This window comes from Tahibacter harae, from assembly GCF_024437735.1.
Taxonomy (GTDB): Bacteria; Pseudomonadota; Gammaproteobacteria; order Xanthomonadales; family Rhodanobacteraceae; genus Tahibacter; species Tahibacter harae.
In genome coordinates this window covers 38,475-57,072 of record NZ_JANFQO010000012.1, presented here as the reverse complement: position 1 = coordinate 57,072, position 18,598 = coordinate 38,475, and the positions used below count along the sequence as shown (strand labels likewise).

General features: G+C 68.3%; 17 protein-coding genes. 13 read left to right on the top strand and 4 right to left on the bottom strand.

What is annotated here, in order from left to right; translation table 11 throughout:
• Positions 1 to 17 precede the first annotated feature (17 nt).
• The 5 genes from NM961_RS13760 to NM961_RS13740 all read left to right on the top strand — a co-directional run bounded on the left by NM961_RS13760 (position 18) and on the right by NM961_RS13740 (position 6,529).
• Positions 18 to 2,135: a TonB-dependent receptor gene (locus NM961_RS13760; protein ID WP_255914973.1), complete on the top strand. Its 2,118-nt coding sequence runs from the start codon at positions 18 to 20 to the stop codon at positions 2,133 to 2,135.
• Between the two features lie 31 nt (positions 2,136 to 2,166).
• Complete coding sequence (locus NM961_RS13755) at positions 2,167 to 3,234, top strand: PepSY-associated TM helix domain-containing protein (RefSeq protein WP_255914972.1); 1,068 nt, start codon at positions 2,167 to 2,169, stop codon at positions 3,232 to 3,234.
• A gap of 557 nt (positions 3,235 to 3,791) precedes the next feature.
• A complete protein-coding gene (gene ttcA, locus NM961_RS13750; protein WP_255914971.1) occupies positions 3,792 to 4,667 on the top strand; it encodes a tRNA 2-thiocytidine(32) synthetase TtcA in 876 nt (291 codons plus the stop codon).
• 72 nt (positions 4,668 to 4,739) lie between these two features.
• Positions 4,740 to 5,654 carry a recombination-associated protein RdgC gene (locus NM961_RS13745; RefSeq protein ID WP_255914970.1) on the top strand — a complete coding sequence of 305 codons (915 nt, stop codon included), beginning with the start codon at positions 4,740 to 4,742 and terminating at the stop codon, positions 5,652 to 5,654.
• A gap of 116 nt (positions 5,655 to 5,770) precedes the next feature.
• Positions 5,771 to 6,529 (top strand): M48 family metallopeptidase, encoded by a 759-nt coding sequence (locus NM961_RS13740; RefSeq protein ID WP_255914969.1) that lies wholly within the window; start codon positions 5,771 to 5,773, stop codon positions 6,527 to 6,529.
• Positions 6,530 to 6,649: 120 nt separating this feature from the next.
• On the opposite strand, the gene NM961_RS13735 is transcribed toward NM961_RS13740, so the two are convergent.
• Together NM961_RS13735 and hemH are read right to left on the bottom strand one after the other, a co-directional pair.
• Entirely contained in the window at positions 6,650 to 7,504 is an 855-nt protein-coding gene (locus tag NM961_RS13735) for an alpha/beta fold hydrolase (RefSeq protein ID WP_255914968.1), read from the bottom strand.
• Positions 7,494 to 8,549: a ferrochelatase gene (gene hemH / locus NM961_RS13730; protein WP_255914967.1), complete on the bottom strand. Its 1,056-nt coding sequence runs from the start codon at positions 8,547 to 8,549 to the stop codon at positions 7,494 to 7,496. Before hemH ends, NM961_RS13735 begins: the two co-directional genes overlap by 11 nt.
• A 144-nt stretch (positions 8,550 to 8,693) precedes the next feature.
• Here hemH and NM961_RS13725 point away from each other — a divergent pair, with 144 nt between their 5' ends.
• The 6 genes from NM961_RS13725 to NM961_RS13700 all read left to right on the top strand — a co-directional run bounded on the left by NM961_RS13725 (position 8,694) and on the right by NM961_RS13700 (position 12,336).
• Positions 8,694 to 9,641, top strand: a complete 948-nt coding sequence (locus tag NM961_RS13725) for an NHL repeat-containing protein (protein ID WP_255914966.1) — start codon at positions 8,694 to 8,696, stop codon at positions 9,639 to 9,641.
• Between the two features lie 110 nt (positions 9,642 to 9,751).
• Positions 9,752 to 10,444 carry a lipid-binding SYLF domain-containing protein gene (locus tag NM961_RS13720; RefSeq protein WP_255914965.1) on the top strand — a complete coding sequence of 231 codons (693 nt, stop codon included), beginning with the start codon at positions 9,752 to 9,754 and terminating at the stop codon, positions 10,442 to 10,444.
• 214 nt (positions 10,445 to 10,658) lie between these two features.
• A complete protein-coding gene (tatA, locus tag NM961_RS13715; RefSeq protein ID WP_439334217.1) occupies positions 10,659 to 10,898 on the top strand; it encodes a Sec-independent protein translocase subunit TatA in 240 nt (79 codons plus the stop codon).
• A gap of 9 nt (positions 10,899 to 10,907) precedes the next feature.
• Positions 10,908 to 11,204: a Sec-independent protein translocase protein TatB gene (gene tatB / locus NM961_RS13710; protein ID WP_255914964.1), complete on the top strand. Its 297-nt coding sequence runs from the start codon at positions 10,908 to 10,910 to the stop codon at positions 11,202 to 11,204.
• On the top strand, positions 11,191 to 11,943 hold the full coding sequence (gene tatC / locus NM961_RS13705) for a twin-arginine translocase subunit TatC (RefSeq protein WP_255914963.1): 753 nt from the start codon (positions 11,191 to 11,193) through the stop codon (positions 11,941 to 11,943). The genes tatB and tatC overlap by 14 nt, the downstream gene beginning before the upstream one ends.
• Positions 11,944 to 12,114: 171 nt before the next feature.
• Entirely contained in the window at positions 12,115 to 12,336 is a 222-nt protein-coding gene (locus NM961_RS13700; RefSeq protein WP_255914962.1) for a hypothetical protein, read from the top strand.
• A gap of 386 nt (positions 12,337 to 12,722) precedes the next feature.
• On the opposite strand, the gene NM961_RS13695 is transcribed toward NM961_RS13700, so the two are convergent.
• The gene (locus NM961_RS13695; protein WP_255914961.1) at positions 12,723 to 13,448 is read right to left on the bottom strand and encodes a glutamine amidotransferase; all 726 of its coding nucleotides are present in this window, start codon (positions 13,446 to 13,448) and stop codon (positions 12,723 to 12,725) included.
• A gap of 4 nt (positions 13,449 to 13,452) precedes the next feature.
• Positions 13,453 to 15,288, bottom strand: a complete 1,836-nt coding sequence (gene tfpB, locus NM961_RS13690; RefSeq protein ID WP_255914960.1) for a type IV pilus assembly ATPase TfpB — start codon at positions 15,286 to 15,288, stop codon at positions 13,453 to 13,455.
• A 71-nt stretch (positions 15,289 to 15,359) separates the two neighbouring features.
• On the opposite strand from tfpB, the gene glyQ reads away from it, so the two are divergent.
• A complete protein-coding gene (gene glyQ / locus NM961_RS13685) occupies positions 15,360 to 16,277 on the top strand; it encodes a glycine--tRNA ligase subunit alpha (RefSeq protein ID WP_255914959.1) in 918 nt (305 codons plus the stop codon).
• Positions 16,270 to 18,402 carry a glycine--tRNA ligase subunit beta gene (glyS, locus tag NM961_RS13680; RefSeq protein WP_255914958.1) on the top strand — a complete coding sequence of 711 codons (2,133 nt, stop codon included), beginning with the start codon at positions 16,270 to 16,272 and terminating at the stop codon, positions 18,400 to 18,402. Before glyQ ends, glyS begins: the two co-directional genes overlap by 8 nt.
• Positions 18,403 to 18,598: the final 196 nt, after the last annotated feature.

Genomic DNA, 18,598 nt, shown 5'->3' with positions numbered 1-18,598 from the left:
AGTCCTCCGATCCTGCAATGACCTCACGCCGTCTGCTTTGCCTCGCCCTGGCCCTGGCCTGCTCCCATACGGCTGCGGCCGTGGATGCCTCGGCGCCCGAGAAGCTGGAGCGCATCACCGTCTCGGCCTCCACCTCGCGCTCGCCGGATTCGGAAGCGGCCCTGCCCAATACCGTCACCGTAATCACGGCCGAGGAATTGCGCCAGCAGCTGACCTTCACCAACGACCTTTCCGTGGTGCTGGCCAATCTGGTGCCGGCCTTCGCGCCGGGGCGGCAGAAGCTGACCAGCTTCGGCGAGAGCCTGCGCGGTCGCCAGCCGCTGTATCTGATCGACGGCGTGCCGCAGTCCACGCCGCTGCGCGACGGCTCGCGCGATGCGCACACCATTGATCCCGCTTTCATCGAGCGCGTCGAGATCATCCACGGCTCCAACGCGCTGCACGGCCTGGGCGGCAGCGGCGGCATCATCAACATCATCACCAAGCAGGCACCGGCCGAGGATGGCCGCGCCCAGGAACTCAGCCTCAATGCCAGCACCGCGCTGCCCGACCGCGCCGACGGCAGCGGCTGGCGCGCGGCCTACCTGTTCGGCGCGCACAGCGGCGACTTCGACCTGGTCGCCGGGGCGGCCTACGCGCGCCAGGGCATCTATTACGACGCCGAAGGCCGCCGCATCGCGGTGAACACGGTGCAGGGCGAGCTGATGGATGCCGACAGCTACGATCTCTACGCCAAGGCGGGCTGGACGCCAGCGGAAGGCCAGCGCCTGCAGCTCAGCGTGAACCGCTACAACCTGCAGGGCGACGGCGACTACGTCTCGCGCCCCGGCGACTACCTGCGCGGCCGGCCGGCGACCTCGGTCAAGGGCGTGCCGCTGGGCGAGCCGGCGCGCAACCGCAGCGATTCGGTCAGCCTGGACTACAGCGCCGGCGCCGCCGGCGGCAATCTGCTGGCGCAGCTGTTCTGGGTCGATTTCAAGGCCCTGTTCGGCGGCAGCCTGTTCCGCAATTTCTACGGCACCGATCCGAATTCCACCTGGCTGGACCAGTCGCAGAATGTGTCGCAGAAAAAAGGCGGCAAGTTCTCCTGGTCGCGCGGCGACGTGGCCGGCCTGCCGCTGCGCCTTACCGTCGGCCTGGACCTGATCCGCGACCAGACCTACCAGCACCTGCAGATCAGCGACCTGGACTGGGTGCCGCGCACGGTCTACGAAAGCGTCTCGCCGCTGCTGCAGGCCGAATACTGGCTGGGCGACAGCGTGATGCTCGCGGCTGGCCTGCGCCACGAGCGCGGCAAGCTCAAAGTGGACGATTACACAACGCTGCCGTCCTACGGCCCGCAGCGCGTGCAGGGCGGCGAGCCGCGCATGAGCGAGACCTTGTCCAACCTCGGCGCGGTCTGGCATGTGACCGACGCGCTGAATGTGTACGCCTCGTACGCCGAGGGCTACAACGTCGCCGACGTAGGCCGCATCCTGCGCGCGATCAACCGGCCCAACCAGCGCGTGGAGGATCTGGTCGATCTCACGCCGGTGGTTTCCGACAATCGCGAGCTGGGCATCGAATACGACGATGGGCGCTGGTCGGGCCAGCTTGCGGCGTACTGGTCGGATTCGGACCTGGGTTCCATCCTGGTCTACGATCCGGCAACCGATGTATACAATGTCCAGCGCCAGGCGACCAAGATCAACGGCGTGGAAGCGAGCTTCGGCCTGCGCCTGGGCAGCGCCAGCAAGATCGGCCTGGCCTACGCCGCCGCCGACGGCTCCTACGCCAGCGTTCCCGGCGGCCGGCCCGACACCGATCTGCAGGGCATCAACATCGCACCGGACCGGCTCAACGCCTACTGGGAACAGCGCTGGAGCGAGAATCTGGCCACGCGCCTGCAGGCCAGCCAGAACCACAGCCGCAGTTTCGACAACGCTGCCGGCCGCCGCATCGCGCGCTTCGACGGCTACACCACGCTGGATCTGCAACTGCGCTACAGCCTGCCGCTGGGCACGCTCAGTGCCGGCGTGGAGAACCTGACCAACCGCCAGTACATCACCTACTACTCGCAGACCACGCCGTCCAACGACGATTACGCCGCCGGCCGCGGCCGCAGCCTGTCGCTGGGCTGGAACTACCGCTTCTGATTTCCGCGCCGCGCCGCCGCCGGGAGAACGCATGCGCCGTGTACTGAAATGGCTGCATCTGTGGACTGGGCTCAGCATCGGCTTGGTGTTCGCCATGCTCGGCCTGACCGGCACCTTGCTCGCCTATCAGCCGGAGCTGCTGGCTGCGCGCAGCGAGTTCGCCGGGCTGGAACAGGAAACGCGCGCCGACGCCAAGGTGCTGACCCTGCTGCAGGCCGACAGCCGCGGCGTGTCCTCGGCCGAGCCGCCCCGGCCCGGCCTGCCCGTGTGGCAGGCCTATGCCAAGGACGGCCTGCGCCTGTACCTGCATCCCGGCGACGGCCGCGTGCTGCTGGAGCGCAGCACCCGCAGCGATGCGGTGCTATGGCTGCGCGATCTGCACGTGCACCTGCTGGCGGGCAAGCAAGGCGAGGCGGTGCTGGGCATCTGCGGCATCGGCATGCTGTTCCTGCTGCTCAGCGGTGTGTACCTGTGGTGGCCGCGGCCCGGTGCCTGGCTGGAAAGCCTGCGCTGGCATGCACAGCCGCCGCTACGGCGCTGGCTGAGTTGGCATCGCAGCCTGGGCGCACTCACCCTGCCGCTGCTGTTGCTGCTGGCCGGCACCGGCACGCTGATGGTCTACGACGGTTTTTCCCGCGCCAGCCTGGGCTGGCTGTTCGGCAGTTCCGGCGCGGTCAAGGCACCGCCGCCGCTCAAGCCCGAACCCGGCCGCGCCATCGACTGGGATGCGGTGATGGCTGCAGCCCAGGCGGCGCTACCCGAAGCCCAGCTGCGCCGGATCAGTCTGCCGCGGGCCGACAACGCGCTGATTTCGGTGCGTGCCCGCATGCCGGGCGAATGGCATCCGGTAGGCCGCAGCACGGTCTGGCTGGACCCTTACCAGGCCAAGGTGCTCGCCGTGATGGACGCGACCCGCCAGGGCGCCGGCACGCGGGCCAACTACGCGGTCTATCCGCTGCATATGGGCGGCGGACTGGGCGAGGGCTATCGCACGCTGATCGCACTCGGCGGCCTGGTGCCGGCGGTGTTGCTGGTGACGGGATTCCTGTTCTGGCGCCGTCGCACGCGGCGTGGTGGTGAGTCGTCCGCAGGCGACTAGCCGCACGCAAAAGCCCTCGCCCCCAAGCGCGTTTACGCGCTTGGGGGCGAGGGGTAGGTGACGAGGCAGCGCTTCGGTCGCGAAGAAATCTGGTTTCGGGTTGAATATTCTGGTGAAAATCCAAACGAAGAGGTGCGCTGATCGTCGCCTCGTACCGCAATCCTCACCGGCCGGTAGAGCGTCCGGGAGCGTCAGAATCTGCGCTACCGGGCACCCGCCCCGCTCACCCCGGCTGAACTGGGGAGAGGCAGTTTCGCGCTTTCTTCCTGGCGATGCGCCGCTTAACCACTTGTTGTCGCTTTCCGCTGCAACGCTGTCCAGCATGCCTGCGACAACGACTCCCCGACGGCGCAGATTGCCCCCAGTCCGGCTGCGCATACGCGCGCCGTCTGCGCCATCGCCGAGCGAGGTATAGCCGCTGCCGCAGGATGCCGCCGCGCGCCACCACGCGCTTCTCCCCGGCCGACTGCATCCGCGCCGCCGGCCCGGCCTGAGGCGGCCGGCCCGGGCCGGGCAGCCCTGGTACAATCGGCCGGTTTCAGTACCGCCATGCGCCCATGAGTGCCGTCGCCGCCCGCAAGCAGGAAATCAACGCCAACAAGCTGGCCAAGCGGCTGCGCCGCCAAGCCGGCCAGGCCATCGCCGATTTCCAGATGATCGAGGAAGGCGACCGGGTCATGGTCTGCCTGTCCGGCGGCAAGGATTCCTATACCCTGCTGGACCTGCTGCGCCAGCTCCAGGCCAAGGCGCCGGTGAACTTCGAGCTGCACGCGGTGCACCTGGACCAGAAGCAGCCCGGCTACGATCCGGACACGCTGCCGCGCTATCTCGAATCGGCCGGCGTGCCATACACCATCCTGGAACAGGACACCTACAGCGTGGTCAAGCGCGTGGTGCCCGAGGGCCGCACCATGTGCAGCCTGTGCTCGCGCCTGCGCCGCGGCAACCTGTACGACCATGCCCATGCCGAGGGCTTCACCAAAATCGCCCTGGGCCATCATCGCGACGACATCGTCGAGACCCTGTTTCTCAACCTGTTCCACCAGGCCAAGCTCAAGGCCATGCCGCCCAAGCTGCGCTCCGACGACGGCCGCAACGTGGTGATACGGCCGCTGGCCTATTGCCGCGAGGACGACATCGCCGACTACGCCGCGCTCAAGGGCTTTCCCATCATGCCGTGCAACCTCTGCGGCTCGCAGGAGAACCTGCAGCGCAAGGCGATCAAGGCCATGCTGGGCGAGTGGGAGCGCAAGTTCCCGGGCCGGGTCGAGAACGTGTTCCGCGCGATCGGCGACGTGTCGCCCTCGCAGCTGGCCGACCGCAACCTGTTCGACTTCGCCAGCCTGGGCAGCCGCGGCGGCACCCGCCTCAGCGGCCAGGACTGGCTGCGCGGCGAGCCGGCCGACGCAGGATCTGAGACGGCGCCGGACTAGGTTCGGCGGCCCGCTTTCAGCCCATGACTTTCCATTGCCACGGCGGGCCGGGTGCCTGCCTCCAGGGGTTCCATGTTCTTCCGTAATCTGAGTCTGTTCCGCTTTTCCGAGGCCATGGCTGCATCCCTGGCCGAGCTGGAAACCCACCTTGAGCAAAAGCGCCTGCGGCCCTGCGGCCCGCTGGAGCAGTCCACGCGCGGTTTCGTCTCGCCGCACGGGCGCAACGCCGAGCTGTTGGCGCACCGTGCCGGCAACTTCGTCCTGGTGGCCCTGGGTGGCGAGGACAAGCTGCTGCCGGGTTCGGTCGTCAACGAGGAATTGTCTGCACGATTGCAGAAAATCACCGAAGAACAAGGCCGTCGCGTGGGCGCGAAAGAGCGCAAGCGCATGAAGGACGAAATCCTCACCGACTTCCTGCCGCGCGCCTTCGTCAAGCCGTTCCGCATGCTGGCCTATGCCGACCTCAAGAACGGCTGGCTGGTGGTCGACACGTCCAGCCGCAAATCGGCCGAGGAAATGCTGTCGGAGCTGCGCGAGGCCGTGGGCAGCTTCCCGGCCACCCCGATGGCGCCGGAAGAGTCGCCGCGCACCTTGATGACGGACTGGGTGGTTAGTGGCAAGCTACCGGCGGGCCTGGCCCTGGCAGACGAATGCGAGCTGCGCGATCCGGCCGAATCCGGCGCCATCGTGCGCTGCCGCCGCCAGGACCTTGAAACCGACGAGGTGCGCGAGCACCTGAAGACCGGCAAGCAGGTTTACCAGCTTGGCCTGACCTTCGACGACCGCATCAGCCTGGTGCTTGGCGAGGATCTCGTCATCCGCAAGCTGCGCTTCCTCGACCAGGTGCTGGACGAGCTGAACGAGACCGACGCCGATTCGGCCGCCGCCGAGCTGGACTCGCGCATGGCGCTGATGACGCTGGAAGTCGAGCGCCTGCTGGCCAAGCTGGACGAATGGTTCAAGCTGCCGCGGCCGACAGATCACTGAAACACCGGCCACGCAGACTTCACGGCAGGAACGGCCGCCTCCGGGCGGCCGGCAAGGCGAGGGATAGGCTGTTTGCACCGCCGCGCCCACCGGCGCGGCGGCGGTGAGGAGCAGGCATGACCCCGGACGACAACTACCTCGAACTGTCCACCCCGAACGGGGAGACGATCAAGGTGCTGAAGAAGGCCCATCCCCAGGCGCGCCGCCTGCGCCTGACCGTGACTTCCAGCGGCGCCCGTCTGTCCTATCCGGAAGGCACCCATCCGGCCCAGGTTTTCGCTTTTCTGCGCAAACACGTGGACTGGCTGGAGCGCAAACTCGACCAGCTCCAGCTCGACGGTGGCGGCCCGCCGCCGCTGCAGCCCGGCAGCCCCACCCTGATCCCGCTGCGCGGCGAGACCACCCAGATGGTCTGGCGCGAAGGGGTGTTTCCGGGCGTCGCCCACGACGGCGAGAAGCTGGTCCTGACCCTGCCGCATTCGCACAGCAAGCGCGCCCTGCCGGCGGCGCGCGGCCTGCTGCGCTCCTACCTGGAAACCCAGATCCGCCGCGACGTGTCGCGTCTGCTGGCGCGCTATACCGGCGAACTGCAGGCTTCGCCGGTGGCGGTGCGGGTCAAGCCGCTGAAAAGCCTGTGGGGCAGCCTGGACACGCGCGACTGCATGACCCTGGACCTCGCCCTGGCTCTGGCGCCGCCGGCGGCGCTGAAATACGTGGTGATCCACGAACTTTGCCACCTCAAGATCCGCAACCATTCGCCGCGCTACTGGAACCTGGTCGCCAGCTTCTATCCGGAATGGAAGGAGCAGCGCGATTGGCTGCGCGAGAAGGGGCACGCGCTCAAGGCGGAGCTTGCGCGGCTGATCGGCGGCTGAGGGCGGCGATCAGAGCGTAGCCGCACGCTGGGTCTGCGGCGGCCGCGGAGCCGCCCAGCTTGCCCACCTGCGGTCCGACGGCCGGCGATCAGGCCGGAGCGGCAGGCGCCTGGGCGCGGCTCAACCGTCCAGTCCGCAGAAATCCCGTATCGCTGCGGCCACCGGCTCCGGATTCTCCAGATGCAGATGATGATTGCCCGGCAGATGCACTACGTGCGCATCGGCCACGCAGGCGGCGCGCGCCTGCATCAGGCTGTCGGGCAGGTAGGACGTCGCCGGCTGGGCCAGCACTACCAAGGTTGGTGCGGCGATGCCGCGCAGGATGTTCTGGATCTGCGCCTCGGTATAGCGCAGCGGCGAGGCCAGGGTCAGGCGCGGGTCGCTGGACCAGGACCAGCCGCCCGGCACCGCGGCCAGGCCGCGCTCGACCAGGGCGCGGGCGGCGGCTTGGCTGAGGTCGTTGGCCTGCATGCGGGCGCGCACGGCCGGTTCCGCATCGGCGAACACGCGCAGCGGCCTGCCGCCGAACTCGGCGCGCTGGCGCAGGCCGCGGCGCAGCTGTTCCAGGGCGGATTCCGGCGCTGCGGTCAGCGGCCCCAGCGATTCGATCAGCAGCAGCTTGTCCACCGGCTCGGGCTGGGCCGCGGCGAAGATGCTGGCCGTGGCGCCGCCCAGGGAATGGCCGAGCAGGGAATAGCGCGACCAGCCCAGCGCAGCCACGACGGCTTGCAGGTCGGCCAGGTATTCGACGTAGTGATACCAGCCGCCGGGCGGGCGGTGGTCGGAGCGGCCATGGCCGGGCAGGTCTATGGCGACGATATGAAAATGCCGCGCCAGCAGCGGCGCCAGCGTGCTGAACGAGGCTGCGTTGTCGAGCCAGCCATGCACGGCCAGCAGCGGCGGCAGCGCGGCATCGCCCCAGCTCAGCGCCGCCAGGTTCAGCTGCGGCAGTTCCAGGCGCAGCTCATGCGGCATGGGCAGTCTCCGCCGCGGACCAGCCTTGGCAGTGCTGCAGCACCAGCGCGAGCAGGGCTGCGACCTGATCCTCGCCGTCGTTGAGGGCTGCGATGTATTCGTAGCGTTCGCCGCCGGCGTGCAGGAAGCGCTCGCGGTTCTCCACCGCGATCTCCTCCAGGGTTTCCAGGCAATCCACGGCAAAGCCCGGGCACAGCACCTGCACCGAGCGCACGCCGTTCTGGGCCAGCTCGGCCAGGGTCTGGTCGGTATAGGGCTTCAGCCATTCCTCACGGCCGACGCGGGACTGGAACGAGACCACCAGCCCGGCCTCGTCCAGGCCCAGGCGCTGGCGCAGCCGTTCGGCCGTGCGCCGGCACTGGGTGGCGTAGGGGTCGCCCTGTTCCACGCAGCGCCGGGGTATGCCGTGGAAGGACAGCAGCAGGCGCTCGGCGCGGCCGTGGCTCTGCCAGTGCCGTTCCACGCTGCGCGCCAACGCTTCCACATGCAGGGACTGGTCGTGGTAATCGCTGACGGTGCGCAGCTCCGGCGGCCAGCGCAGGGTCTTCAGGGTGTCGGCGACGGCATCGAGCGCGGCGCCGGTCGAAGTGGCCGAGTACTGCGGGTACAGCGGCAGCAGCAGCACGCGGCGCAGCCCCTGGTCGGCCAGTTCGGTCAGTACGGCGGGAATGCCAGGCTCGCCATAGGTCATGGCCAGGTGCACGCTGATGCGGCCGCCGCTGGCGGCGCCGGCGGCGCGGTCCAGGGCCTGGGCCAGGGCGCGGCTGTAGACCAGCAGCGGCGAGCCGGCTTCGGTCCAGATGCTCGCATAGGCCCGCGCCGAGCGCGCCGGGCGCAGGCGCAGGATCACCCCGTACAGTATCGGCAGCCACAGCCAGCGTGGCTGCTCGACTACCCGAGGATCGGACAGGAACTGAGCCAGGTAGCGCCGCACCGCGGCCGTCGTCGGCGCCTGCGGCGTGCCCAGGTTGACCAGCACGACGGCAATGCGGCCGCTCTCGTCTGCCGCCCGCGCCGGGGCGTGATAACGGGTTGTTCCGAACATGGCTTCCCAGGGGTGGCTGCGTTACGTGCGGCGGGCGTTCAGCCGGCTTGCCGGCGGGCGCGAAGCTGCTAGACTGGCCCGGCCGTGTCAGCGCCCGACCGGCCGACGATTACCAGAACGATAACAAAAGAAAGACGGTGGACAATGAGCCTGCGCGCACGCCCTGCCGCTGCGGCACTGCTTTCGCTGTTGGCCGCATCCGCGGCTACGGCGGATCCGCTTGCGCTCGCCCCGGCTTTTGACCAGATCTACAGCGTCGACCTGGCTACCGGCAAGGCAACCCTGGTCGGTCCCACCGGCGCCTATGCCGGGCTTCCTGTTCTCATCAAGGGCTTGGCCTTTTCCCCCGACGGCCGCCTGCTCGGCGCCTCGGACAACACCAAGACCCTGTTCCAGATCGACTACCGCCGCGCCACCACGGCGCCGGTCGGCTCCCTGGGTCTGGCCGGTCAGGGCGATCCGGCGCGCTTCGATGCCATGGACCTGTCCTATGCCGTGACCTGCGACGGCTCGGCCTGGCTGGCTTCCGGCGTCAACCGCAAGCTCTGGCGCGTGGATCCGAATACCGGCATGACCAGCCTGGTCGGTTCCACCGGTGTGCGCCTCACCGGCCTGGCCGCGCGCGGCCGCGAACTGTTCGGCACCGGCGACTACGAGAACCCGTCCCTGTTCAAGGTCGACACGGCCACTGGCGCGGTCACCACGGTGGGTTCGTTCAATCTCCCGGCCGCCACCGCCAACAAGATTTCTTCCGTCTGGCCAGCCTTCGATCCCAATGGGACGCTGTGGGCCGCGGTCAGCTATATCCCGCCGCCGCCGCCGGCTGCCAATCCGTTTCCGCCGGACTGGAGCGACCTGGCCCGCATCGACGCCAGCAGCGGCTTCATGAGCATCCTGGGCCCGATCACCGGCCCCGAGGACCTGCGCGGCGTGCCGTTGTTCGGCCTGGCCATTGCGCCGCCGCAGGCCTGTCCGCGCGGGACGCCGGATCCGCAGCCGGTTCCCGCCGGTTCGCCGCCGCTGAACCTGCTGCTGGGCGGCCTGCTCGCCCTGGGCGCCTGGTTCGGCCTGCGCCGCCGCGTCCTGCGTTAAGCGCCGATTCCCGCAGCCGCGGGGACCATGCCTGCGATCGCGGGCGCCTTCTGCCGCGATTTTTCCGCCTGCCGGCGGCGCCGGCTTCCCGAGTCCACCGCGAGGTTTCCGTGAGCAGAACCGCAGCCCGTTTCCTGATCCTCCTGAGCAGCCTGCTGCTGGCCGGCGCCGCGCTGGCCGGCGAAACCGAGGCCAAGCGCGCGCGCGAAGCCACCCGGGTACTGGACGAGATCATGCAGGCGCCGGACCGGCGCATCCCGACCAACCTGCTCGCCGAGGCCCAGGCCATCGCCGTGATTCCCGACCTGATCAAGGCCGGCCTGGTCGTCGGCGGCCGCCGCGGCCACGGCCTGATCGTGGTCAAGGGCGCCGACGGCACCTGGTCCAATCCCAGCTTCATCACCATGACCGGCGGCAGCGTCGGCTTCCAGGCCGGGGTGCAGTCCACCGACGTGGTGCTGGTGTTCCGCAGCAAGCGCGGCGTCGACTCCATCGTGCACGGCAAATTCACCCTCGGCGCCGATGCCTCGGCCGCCGCCGGGCCGGTCGGCCGTTCGGCCCAGGCCTCCACCGACGCCCAGCTCAAGGCCGAGATCTATTCCTACTCGCGCGCCCGCGGCCTGTTTGCCGGTGTCGCCCTCGACGGTTCGGTCATATCCATAGATCACGATTCCAACCAGGCCGTGTTCGGCAGCGGCGTCACGCCGCGACGCATCTTTGAAGGCGGTGTGGCCAATGTGCCGGAAGTCGTGGTCGATTTTCGCGACCGTCTGGAGGAGTACACTGCGCAATCGGCCGAGTGAACAGGCGGCGTCATGACCCCTGTGCAAAGCGCGGCTACACTGTCGCGCTTTGCCGTTCCTGACAGCGTCTTTCCACCGGCCAGCCAGCCCGGCGGAGCGCCGCCGCGGGGATGTGACAGCCGGCACGGCCGGAAAACCGCGAGCGGGCGCCGCCCGCCGCGGCCGTTCCAACCGGATGCGACGCCGCCGATCTTTCCGGGTCGGCGGACCACAAATGCAGGAGTGGGTAATGGGAAGTTTCAGCCTTTGGCATTGGTTGATTGTGCTGCTCATCGTGGTGCTGGTGTTCGGCACCAAGCGGCTGCGCAACATGGGCGGCGATCTCGGCAGCGCGATGCGCGATTTCAAGAAAGGCCTGCAGGGCGATGACGAAGAAGCCCCCAAGCTGAAGGCCGATCCCGCTCCCGACGCGGAAAAGACCGTCAGCGAAGCCAAGCGCGAAAAAGCCGAATAAGCCGCCGCGATGTTCGATATCGGCTTCAGCGAGTTCGTGCTGATCGGCATTGTCGCGCTGATCGTGCTCGGCCCGGAGCGCCTGCCCGGCGCCGCGCGCACGGTCGGCGCGCTGCTGCGCCGCGCGCGCAACAGCTGGGCCAATGTGCGCAACGAGGTCGAGCGCGAACTGGCCGCCGAGGAACTCAAGCGCAGCATGCGCGAGACGGCTGCCGCAGCCGACCCCAGCGAGGAACTGCGCAAGACCGCCGACCAGTTCCGCGACACCACCAGCGAAGTCGGCAGGAAGCTCGATGAGCGAAGCTGAGCACGACCCCGGCGCGGAAGCGTCGTTCTTCTCCCACCTGATCGAACTGCGTTCGCGGCTGCTCAAGGCAGTGCTCGCCATCGGCGTGGTGCTGCTGGGACTGCTGCCGTTCGCCAACAAGCTTTACGCCTGGCTGGCTGAGCCGCTGCTGCGCAACCTGCCCGCCGGCGGCCAGCTGGTTGCGATCGAAGTCGCCTCGCCGTTCTTCACGCCGCTGAAACTCGCCTTCTGCACCGCGCTGGTGATCGCCATGCCGGTGGTGCTGTACCAGCTCTGGGCCTTCGTCGCGCCCGGCCTGTACCGCCACGAGAAGCGCCTGGGCCTGCCGTTGCTGGTGTCCAGTGTTGTCCTGTTCTATCTGGGCGGGGCGTTTGCGTACTTTCTCGTCTTGCCGATGGTGTTCTCGTTCCTGGCCAAGATCACGCCCGAAGGCGTGGCCATGATGACGGACATTGGCAAATATCTGGATTTCGTACTTGTGATCTTCTTCGCATTCGGCCTCTGCTTCGAGGTGCCGGTCGCGGTGGTGATCCTGGTGGCGCTGGGCTGGGTAACGCCGGCGCAGCTGACCGAGAGCCGCGGCTACGTGATCGTCGGCGCTTTCGTGATCGCAGCCATCCTCACGCCGCCGGATGTGGTATCGCAGGTGATGCTGGCGATTCCCATGTGCCTGCTCTACGAAGTCGGCATCGTTGCGGCCCGCATGGTGGCAACGCGCGCCGTCGATACCGCTGCCTGATGGTTTTCCCGCGGCGTCCCTGCGTAAAGCGGAGCGGCAACGGCTCAGTGTTACGGGCGATTTACAATTCGTAACATGTGCCTCCGGCCCATTGCCGGTTTTTCATCCAACTGCCACGTATACTAATCCCGCAATACACGTAGCAGCACTTCTTAACTCAGGGTGAAAATTATGAAAAAGTCCGCCGCCGCAGCTGCCGCTGTTGACGAAGATACTCGCGACGCCAGCCTGCGCGTCTCCAAGCGCATGCGCGACAGCCTCAAGGCCGCCGCTGCCGTGATGGGCCGCCCGCTGTATGACGTCACGAACGAAGCCATCAATGATTATCTGGGCGGCCTGAAGCTGCCGGATCCGCTGGCCGGCCTGCGCAAGGGCGGCAAGGCCCGCAAGTAAGCACTTCTGCAACACCACGCCGAGGCGGCTGCGCCGCCTGCTGGCCGCTACGAACGCCGCGCCATTTGCGCGGCGTTCGGCGTTTTGGGGCTTTGCATTACTTTCGGCCTACGCGACCAAAGTCGAATACGCCACTTGTGTATTTGACCCGTTGTGACGTTGTAATCCGTCAAAACGAGTTGCATCTGTCGCCAAGACAGCGTCGCGGGACGTGGACTTTGCTGCACCGCGTCCGGCTGACAGGGCATTTCGGCCCGCGCATCGGCGGGCCGCGCAGTACGCCGCCCTGCGCCGGCGGTGCCTGTCGATCCAAAAAATACGTGATGACTTGTGCCTGACAGCCGGCCGCCGGCAATCCCGGTTTTGCAGCAGGTGGAAATTTGGGATCAGTCGCGTCGCGAGCGGGCCAAATGCACGAAGCGGCGCAGCAGCCGGCGCGCCGCCGGGGCCGGTCCGCATTCGCGCAGCAGGGTCTGCGGATCCTGGCCTTCGCTGCGTAGCCGCTCGCTGCGGCCGCGGATATAGCCGGCCATGATGCCGGCGCTGAATTCCGGATGGAACTGCACGCCCCAGGCGCGCTCGCCCAGGCGCAGGGCCTGGTGCGGATCCAGCGCGGAACTCGCCAGCACCGTTGCGCCCGGCGGCGCCACGGTCACCACCTGCTGGTGCGTGGTCTGGGCGCGGAAGTTTTCGTCCAGGCCATGGAACAGCGCATCGCCGCGCGCCGCCGCGGAGCGGCTCAGCGGTTTGGTGCCGATCTGGCGTCCGCGCGGGTTCCAGTCCACCGTGCCGCCCAGCCCGTGCGCGAGCAGCTGGTGGCCGTAGCACACGCCCAGCACCGGCACGGTGTCGGCGTGTACCAGGCGGGCCAGCCATTCCGCGCTGCGTTCGCTCCAGTCGGCGCGTTCAGTGACCATGCTGGCCGAGCCGGTGACCAGTACGCCGGCATAGCGCGTCGCGGCCGGCAGCGCCTCGCCGCGGTCGCAGCGCACCACATCGAATTCACCGCGGCCCAGGCCGGCGCCGCGGGCGAACCAGGCGGCGAAGTCGCCGTGGCGTGCGGCCAGTTGCGGCAGCGTGGAGCCGGTCTGCAGGATCAGCAGTTTCTGCATGGGTTTATTCGATCGGCGGCAATACCGTCATCACCTCGGCCACCGTGGTGACGCCGCGGGCGACCTGGGCCGCGGCGGAGATGCGCAGCGGCCGCATGCCTTCGGCCAGCGCCGCCTCGCCGAATTTGATCAGGTCGGTATCGGCCTGGATCAGCTGCCGCAGCTTGGTCGATATGCGCATCATCTCGTAGATGCCGGTGCGGCCCAGGTAGCCGGTGTTGCGGCACTCCAGGCAGCCCACCGGTCCCTGGGTGCGTTCGGGCAGGGCCAGGTTCCAGCGGTGCGTGAGCGCGTCCCAGGCGCGCGGATCCACTGCCAGGGTGGTCTTGCAATGTGGACAAAGCGTGCGGATCAGGCGCTGCGCGACCACGCCGGTCAGGGTCGACTGGATCAGGTAGTGCGGCACGCCCAGGTCCAGCAATCGGGTCACCGCCGTGGGCGCGTCGTTGGTATGCAGCGTGGACAGCACTAGGTGGCCGGTCAGCGAGGCCTGCACCGCCATCTGCGCGGTCTCCAGGTCGCGGATTTCGCCGATCATGATGATGTCCGGATCCTGGCGCAGCAGTGTGCGCACGCCGGAGGCAAAATCCAGGTCGATGGCCGGCTGCACCTGCATCTGGTTGAATTCGGGGCTGACCATTTCAATAGGGTCTTCCACCGTGCAGACGTTCAGGTCCGGCGTCGCCAGATGCTTGAGCGTGGAATACAGCGTCGTGGTCTTGCCCGAGCCGGTGGGGCCGGTGACCAGCACGATGCCGTGCGGCCGCTCGACCATGGCGCGCCAGAGGTTTTCCTCGTCCATGGAGAAACCGATCTGACGGAACTCCTTGACCACGATGTCCGGGTCGAAGATGCGCATGACGATCTTCTCGCCGAAGGCCGTCGGCATGGTCGAAAGACGCAGTTCCACCTCGCGCCCGCCGGGCGAGCGGGTCTTGATGCGGCCGTCCTGGGGCCGGCGCTTCTCGGCCAGGTCCATGCGGCCGAGGATCTTGATGCGCGCCGTCACCGCCGTCATCACCGGCGGCGGGAACTCGAACACCTTGATCATGTTGCCGTCGATGCGGAAACGGATATTGCCGGCGTCGCGGCGCGGCTCCAGGTGGATGTCCGAGGCGCGCTGATCCAGCGCGTACTGCAGCAGCCAGTCGACGATGTGCACCACGTGGCGGTCGTCGGCGCCGATGTCCCCGGACTTGCCCAGCTCCAGCAGCTGCTCGAAATTGAGCAGGGTGGACGGGTCGTAGCCGCTGTCGCCCTTGGCATCCTTGGCGCGCTGGATCGAGCGCTGCACGCCGAAGAACTCGGTGAGGTAGCGGTTGACATCCAGCGGGCTGGCGACCACGCGCACAATCTCGCGCCGCAGGATATGGCCCAGGTCGTGCACCCAGCGCGTGTCGAAGGGTTCCGCCGAGGCGATGGTGACCTTGTCCGGCGCGACCGCGACCGGCAGGATGCGGTAGCGCGTGGCGTACTGGTGCGAGATGACCTGGGTCACCGCGGCCACATCGATCTTCATGGGATCGATGCGCAGATAGGGCAGGGCGGCCTTTTCCGCCAGCCATTGGGTCAGTATCTCCAGCCCCAGCGTCTTTTCCGGCGTGCGCTGATCCGGCGGCTTGAGATTGGCCACCAGCACCAGCGGATGCAGGGCCAGCTTGTCCTTGCCGCTGCGCGAATCGGCGCGGATGCGGCGGGCGTCGTCGGTGGCGAGCAGGCCGTCCTGGACCAGGGCCATCAGGGTCTCGTCCAGTTCCAGGCGGCCGTGCAGGCCCAGCCGGACCGGGCTGGCGGCGACCGGCGCGTTGGCCGCGGCGGGGCGCTGGGGAATGGTGGCCATATCGGTTCCTGTGGGACGGCAAGGCGCTCGTTATACTAACGCGCTTTGCAGCGCCTTCCGTGAGCCCAACCATGTCTACGCCCACGCCCACCTTCCAGGATGTGATCCAGACCCTGAACCGCTATTGGGCGGAGCAGGGCTGCGTCCTGATCCAGCCCTTCGATACCGAAGTCGGTGCCGGCACCTTCCATCCGGCCACCTTCCTGCGGGCGCTGGGCCCCGAGCCCTGGGCCGCGGCCTATGTGCAGCCCTCGCGCCGGCCCACCGACGGCCGCTATGGCGAGAATCCGAACCGCCTGCAGCACTATTACCAGTACCAGGTGGTGCTCAAGCCCAATCCCGACAATATTCTCGATTTATACATTGGCTCGCTGCGCGCACTGGGACTGGACCCGCTGGTGCATGATCTGCGCTTCGTCGAGGACAACTGGGAATCGCCGACCCTGGGCGCCTGGGGCCTGGGCTGGGAAGTCTGGCTCAACGGCATGGAAGTGACCCAGTTCACCTATTTCCAGCAGGCCGGCGGCCTGGAATGCCGCCCGGTTACCGGCGAGATCACCTACGGCCTGGAACGCCTGGCCATGTACCTGCAGAACGTGGACAACGTCTACGACCTGGTCTGGACCGTCGCGCCCCACGGCGTGGTGACCTACGGCGACGTGTTCCACCAGAACGAAGTCGAGCAGTCCACGTATAACTTCGAGCACGCCAACGTGGCCGAACTGCTGCACTGGTTCGACGTGTGCGAAGGCGAGGCGAAGAAGCTGATCGAGGCCAAGCTGCCGCTGCCGGCCTACGAACAGGTGTGCAAGGCCTCGCACAGTTTCAACCTGCTCGATGCGCGCCGCGCCATCAGCGTGACCGAGCGCCAGCGCTACATCCTGCGCGTGCGTACCCTGGCCCGTGCCGTGGCCGAGGCGTACTACGCCCAGCGCGAAAAGCTGGGCTTCCCCGGACTGAAGAACCGCCAGGAGAAGGCGCATGGCTGAGCAGCCCCTGCTGATCGAGATTGGCACCGAAGAGCTGCCCACGCGCAGCGTGGATGAACTGGCGCGGGCCTTCGCTGCCGGCATCGTCGACGGCCTGGCCAAGCGCGGCTTCGCCGTATCCAGCGAAAGCGCCGCTGTGTATTGCTCGCCGCGCCGCCTGGCTGTGCTGCTGCCGGCCGTGGCCGCGGCCCAGCCCGACCAGACCATAGAACGCCGCGGCCCGGCTGCAAACGCCGCGTTCGGCCCGGACGGCGCGCCGAGCAAGGCGCTGACCGGCTTCGCCGCGTCCTGCGGCACCACGGTGGAACAGCTGCAGAAGCTGGAAACCGACAAGGGCGCTTGGTACGTGTTCCGCAGCGAACAGGCCGGCCAGCCGCTGGCAAAACTGCTGCCCGACGTCATTGGCGAAGCGCTCAAGGCCCTGCCCATTCCCAAGCCCATGCGCTGGGGCGATCACGACTACGCCTTCGTGCGCCCGGCGCACTGGCTGGTGATCCTGCACGGCAGCGACGTGATCGACGCGGAACTCCTCGGCCTGCGCAGCGGCCGCGATTCGCGCGGCCATCGCTTCCATCACAACCGCGCCGTCGCCATCGCCGATGCCGGCAGCTGGCTCGCCAGCCTGCGCGAGGCGCGCGTGCTCGCCGATCCGGCCGAACGCCGCGCACGCATCCGCGCCGAGGTCGCCCGCGCTGCGGCCGAGACCGGCGGCCAGGTCCAGCTCAGCGATGCCCTGCTCGACGAAATCGCCAACCTCACCGAATGGCCGGCGGCCATCGCCTGCGCCTTCGACGACGACTTCCTGCGCGTGCCGCAGGAAGCGCTGATCATGACCATGGAGACCAACCAGAAATTCGTCTCTGTGCTCGACGCCGAAGGCCGCCTGACCCGCCATTTCATCGGCGTGGCCAATATCGACAGCACGAATCCCGCCGAGATCCGCAAGGGCTACGAGCGCGTGATCCGACCGCGCTTCGCCGACGCGCGCTTCTTCTTCGACGAAGACCTCAAGACTCCGCTGATCGACCAGCTGGAAACGCTGAAGAACGTCACCTACCAGCAGGCGCTGGGCTCGGTCTGGGACAAGGTGATCCGCGTGGCCGAGCTGGCCCGCACCATTGCCAACCGCGTCGGCGTCGATGCGGGCGCGACCATGCGCGCCGCGGCCCTGGCCAAGTGCGATCTGATGACGCGCATGGTCGGCGAATTCCCCGAGCTGCAGGGCGTGATGGGTCGCTACTACGCAGCGGCCAACGGCGAATCGGCCGAGGTCGCCCAGGCCGTGGACGAGTTCTACTGCCCGCGCTTCGCCGGCGACGGCATCGCCCGCGGCCGCATCGGCCAGGTGCTGGCCATCGCCGAGCGCATAGACACCTTGTGCGGCATCTTCGCCGTCGGCATGAAGCCCAGCGGCAACAAGGATCCGTTCGCGCTGCGCCGCGCCGCGCTGGGCCTGGCGCGCACCTTGATCGAAAGCGGCCTGAGCCTGGAACTGCCGCCGCTGCTGGCCGAAGCCCTGGCCCAGCTGCCGGATGCCGCGCTCGCCGCCGGCCTGCCCAAGGGCAAGGACGGCAAGGCGCCGCCGCTGGATCCGGCTGCGCGCCGCAGCGAACTCGCCGCCGAGCTGTACGACTTCATCCTCGACCGCCTGCGCGGCTACTACGCCGACGCCGGCGTCGGCGCCAACCGCTTCGAGGCGGTGCGCGCGCTGACTCCGGCCGACCTCGGCGATTTCGACGCCCGCGTGCGCGCCGTGTCCGCCTTCGCCGGTCTGGCCGAAGCCGAGGCCCTGGCCGCGGCGAACAAGCGCATCGCCAATATCCTGCGCCAGGCCGACCCGGCTGAAAGCCGCGGCAGTGTAAATCCCGCCCTGCTCGCTGCCGGTGCCGAGACCGCGCTACACGCCGCGCTGAGCGAGGCCCGCGGCGCGCTGGAACCGCTGCTGGCCGCGCGCGATTACGTCGCCACGCTCAAGCGCCTGGCCGGCCTGCGCGATCCGGTCGATGCGTTCTTCACCGATGTAATGGTGATGGCCGATGACCCCGCCGTGCGCGCGAACCGCCTGCGCCTGCTGGCCGGGCTGCGCGAGAGCTTCCTGCAGGTCGCCGACATCTCGGTGCTGTAAGCGCCGGAATTGGGGCTTCGGGACTGGCCGGGCGGCAGCGGGGTTGTTGCGGAGCAGGGGCCTCGATCCAGCGTGAAACTCCGCTCTCCCGGGCGCGTAATGCGCTCGGGAGAGCGCCCTCAGGCTGCACGGGGTTTTCCTCGGCCCCCGGCCGGCGCCGCTCTCCCGGGCGGTAGGACATATTTGTCCTCAGGAC

What these genes read in the sequence shown, in the direction of transcription:
- ttcA (WP_255914971.1), top strand. Translation starts at nt 3,792, where the DNA reads ATGAGTGCCGTCGCCGCCCGCAAGCAGGAAATCAACGCCAACAAGCTG.
- tatC (WP_255914963.1), top strand. Translation starts at nt 11,191, where the DNA reads ATGAGCGAAGCTGAGCACGACCCCGGCGCGGAAGCGTCGTTCTTCTCC.
- NM961_RS13735 (WP_255914968.1), bottom strand. Translation starts at nt 7,504, where the DNA reads ATGCCGCATGAGCTGCGCCTGGAACTGCCGCAGCTGAACCTGGCGGCG.
- glyS (WP_255914958.1), top strand. Translation starts at nt 16,270, where the DNA reads ATGGCTGAGCAGCCCCTGCTGATCGAGATTGGCACCGAAGAGCTGCCC.
- NM961_RS13740 (WP_255914969.1), top strand. Translation starts at nt 5,771, where the DNA reads ATGACCCCGGACGACAACTACCTCGAACTGTCCACCCCGAACGGGGAG.
- tatA (WP_439334217.1), top strand. Translation starts at nt 10,659, where the DNA reads ATGCAGGAGTGGGTAATGGGAAGTTTCAGCCTTTGGCATTGGTTGATT.
- glyQ (WP_255914959.1), top strand. Translation starts at nt 15,360, where the DNA reads ATGTCTACGCCCACGCCCACCTTCCAGGATGTGATCCAGACCCTGAAC.
- NM961_RS13700 (WP_255914962.1), top strand. Translation starts at nt 12,115, where the DNA reads ATGAAAAAGTCCGCCGCCGCAGCTGCCGCTGTTGACGAAGATACTCGC.
- tfpB (WP_255914960.1), bottom strand. Translation starts at nt 15,288, where the DNA reads ATGGCCACCATTCCCCAGCGCCCCGCCGCGGCCAACGCGCCGGTCGCC.
- NM961_RS13725 (WP_255914966.1), top strand. Translation starts at nt 8,694, where the DNA reads ATGAGCCTGCGCGCACGCCCTGCCGCTGCGGCACTGCTTTCGCTGTTG.
- NM961_RS13745 (WP_255914970.1), top strand. Translation starts at nt 4,740, where the DNA reads ATGTTCTTCCGTAATCTGAGTCTGTTCCGCTTTTCCGAGGCCATGGCT.
- NM961_RS13760 (WP_255914973.1), top strand. Translation starts at nt 18, where the DNA reads ATGACCTCACGCCGTCTGCTTTGCCTCGCCCTGGCCCTGGCCTGCTCC.
- NM961_RS13755 (WP_255914972.1), top strand. Translation starts at nt 2,167, where the DNA reads ATGCGCCGTGTACTGAAATGGCTGCATCTGTGGACTGGGCTCAGCATC.
- tatB (WP_255914964.1), top strand. Translation starts at nt 10,908, where the DNA reads ATGTTCGATATCGGCTTCAGCGAGTTCGTGCTGATCGGCATTGTCGCG.
- NM961_RS13695 (WP_255914961.1), bottom strand. Translation starts at nt 13,448, where the DNA reads ATGCAGAAACTGCTGATCCTGCAGACCGGCTCCACGCTGCCGCAACTG.
- hemH (WP_255914967.1), bottom strand. Translation starts at nt 8,549, where the DNA reads ATGTTCGGAACAACCCGTTATCACGCCCCGGCGCGGGCGGCAGACGAG.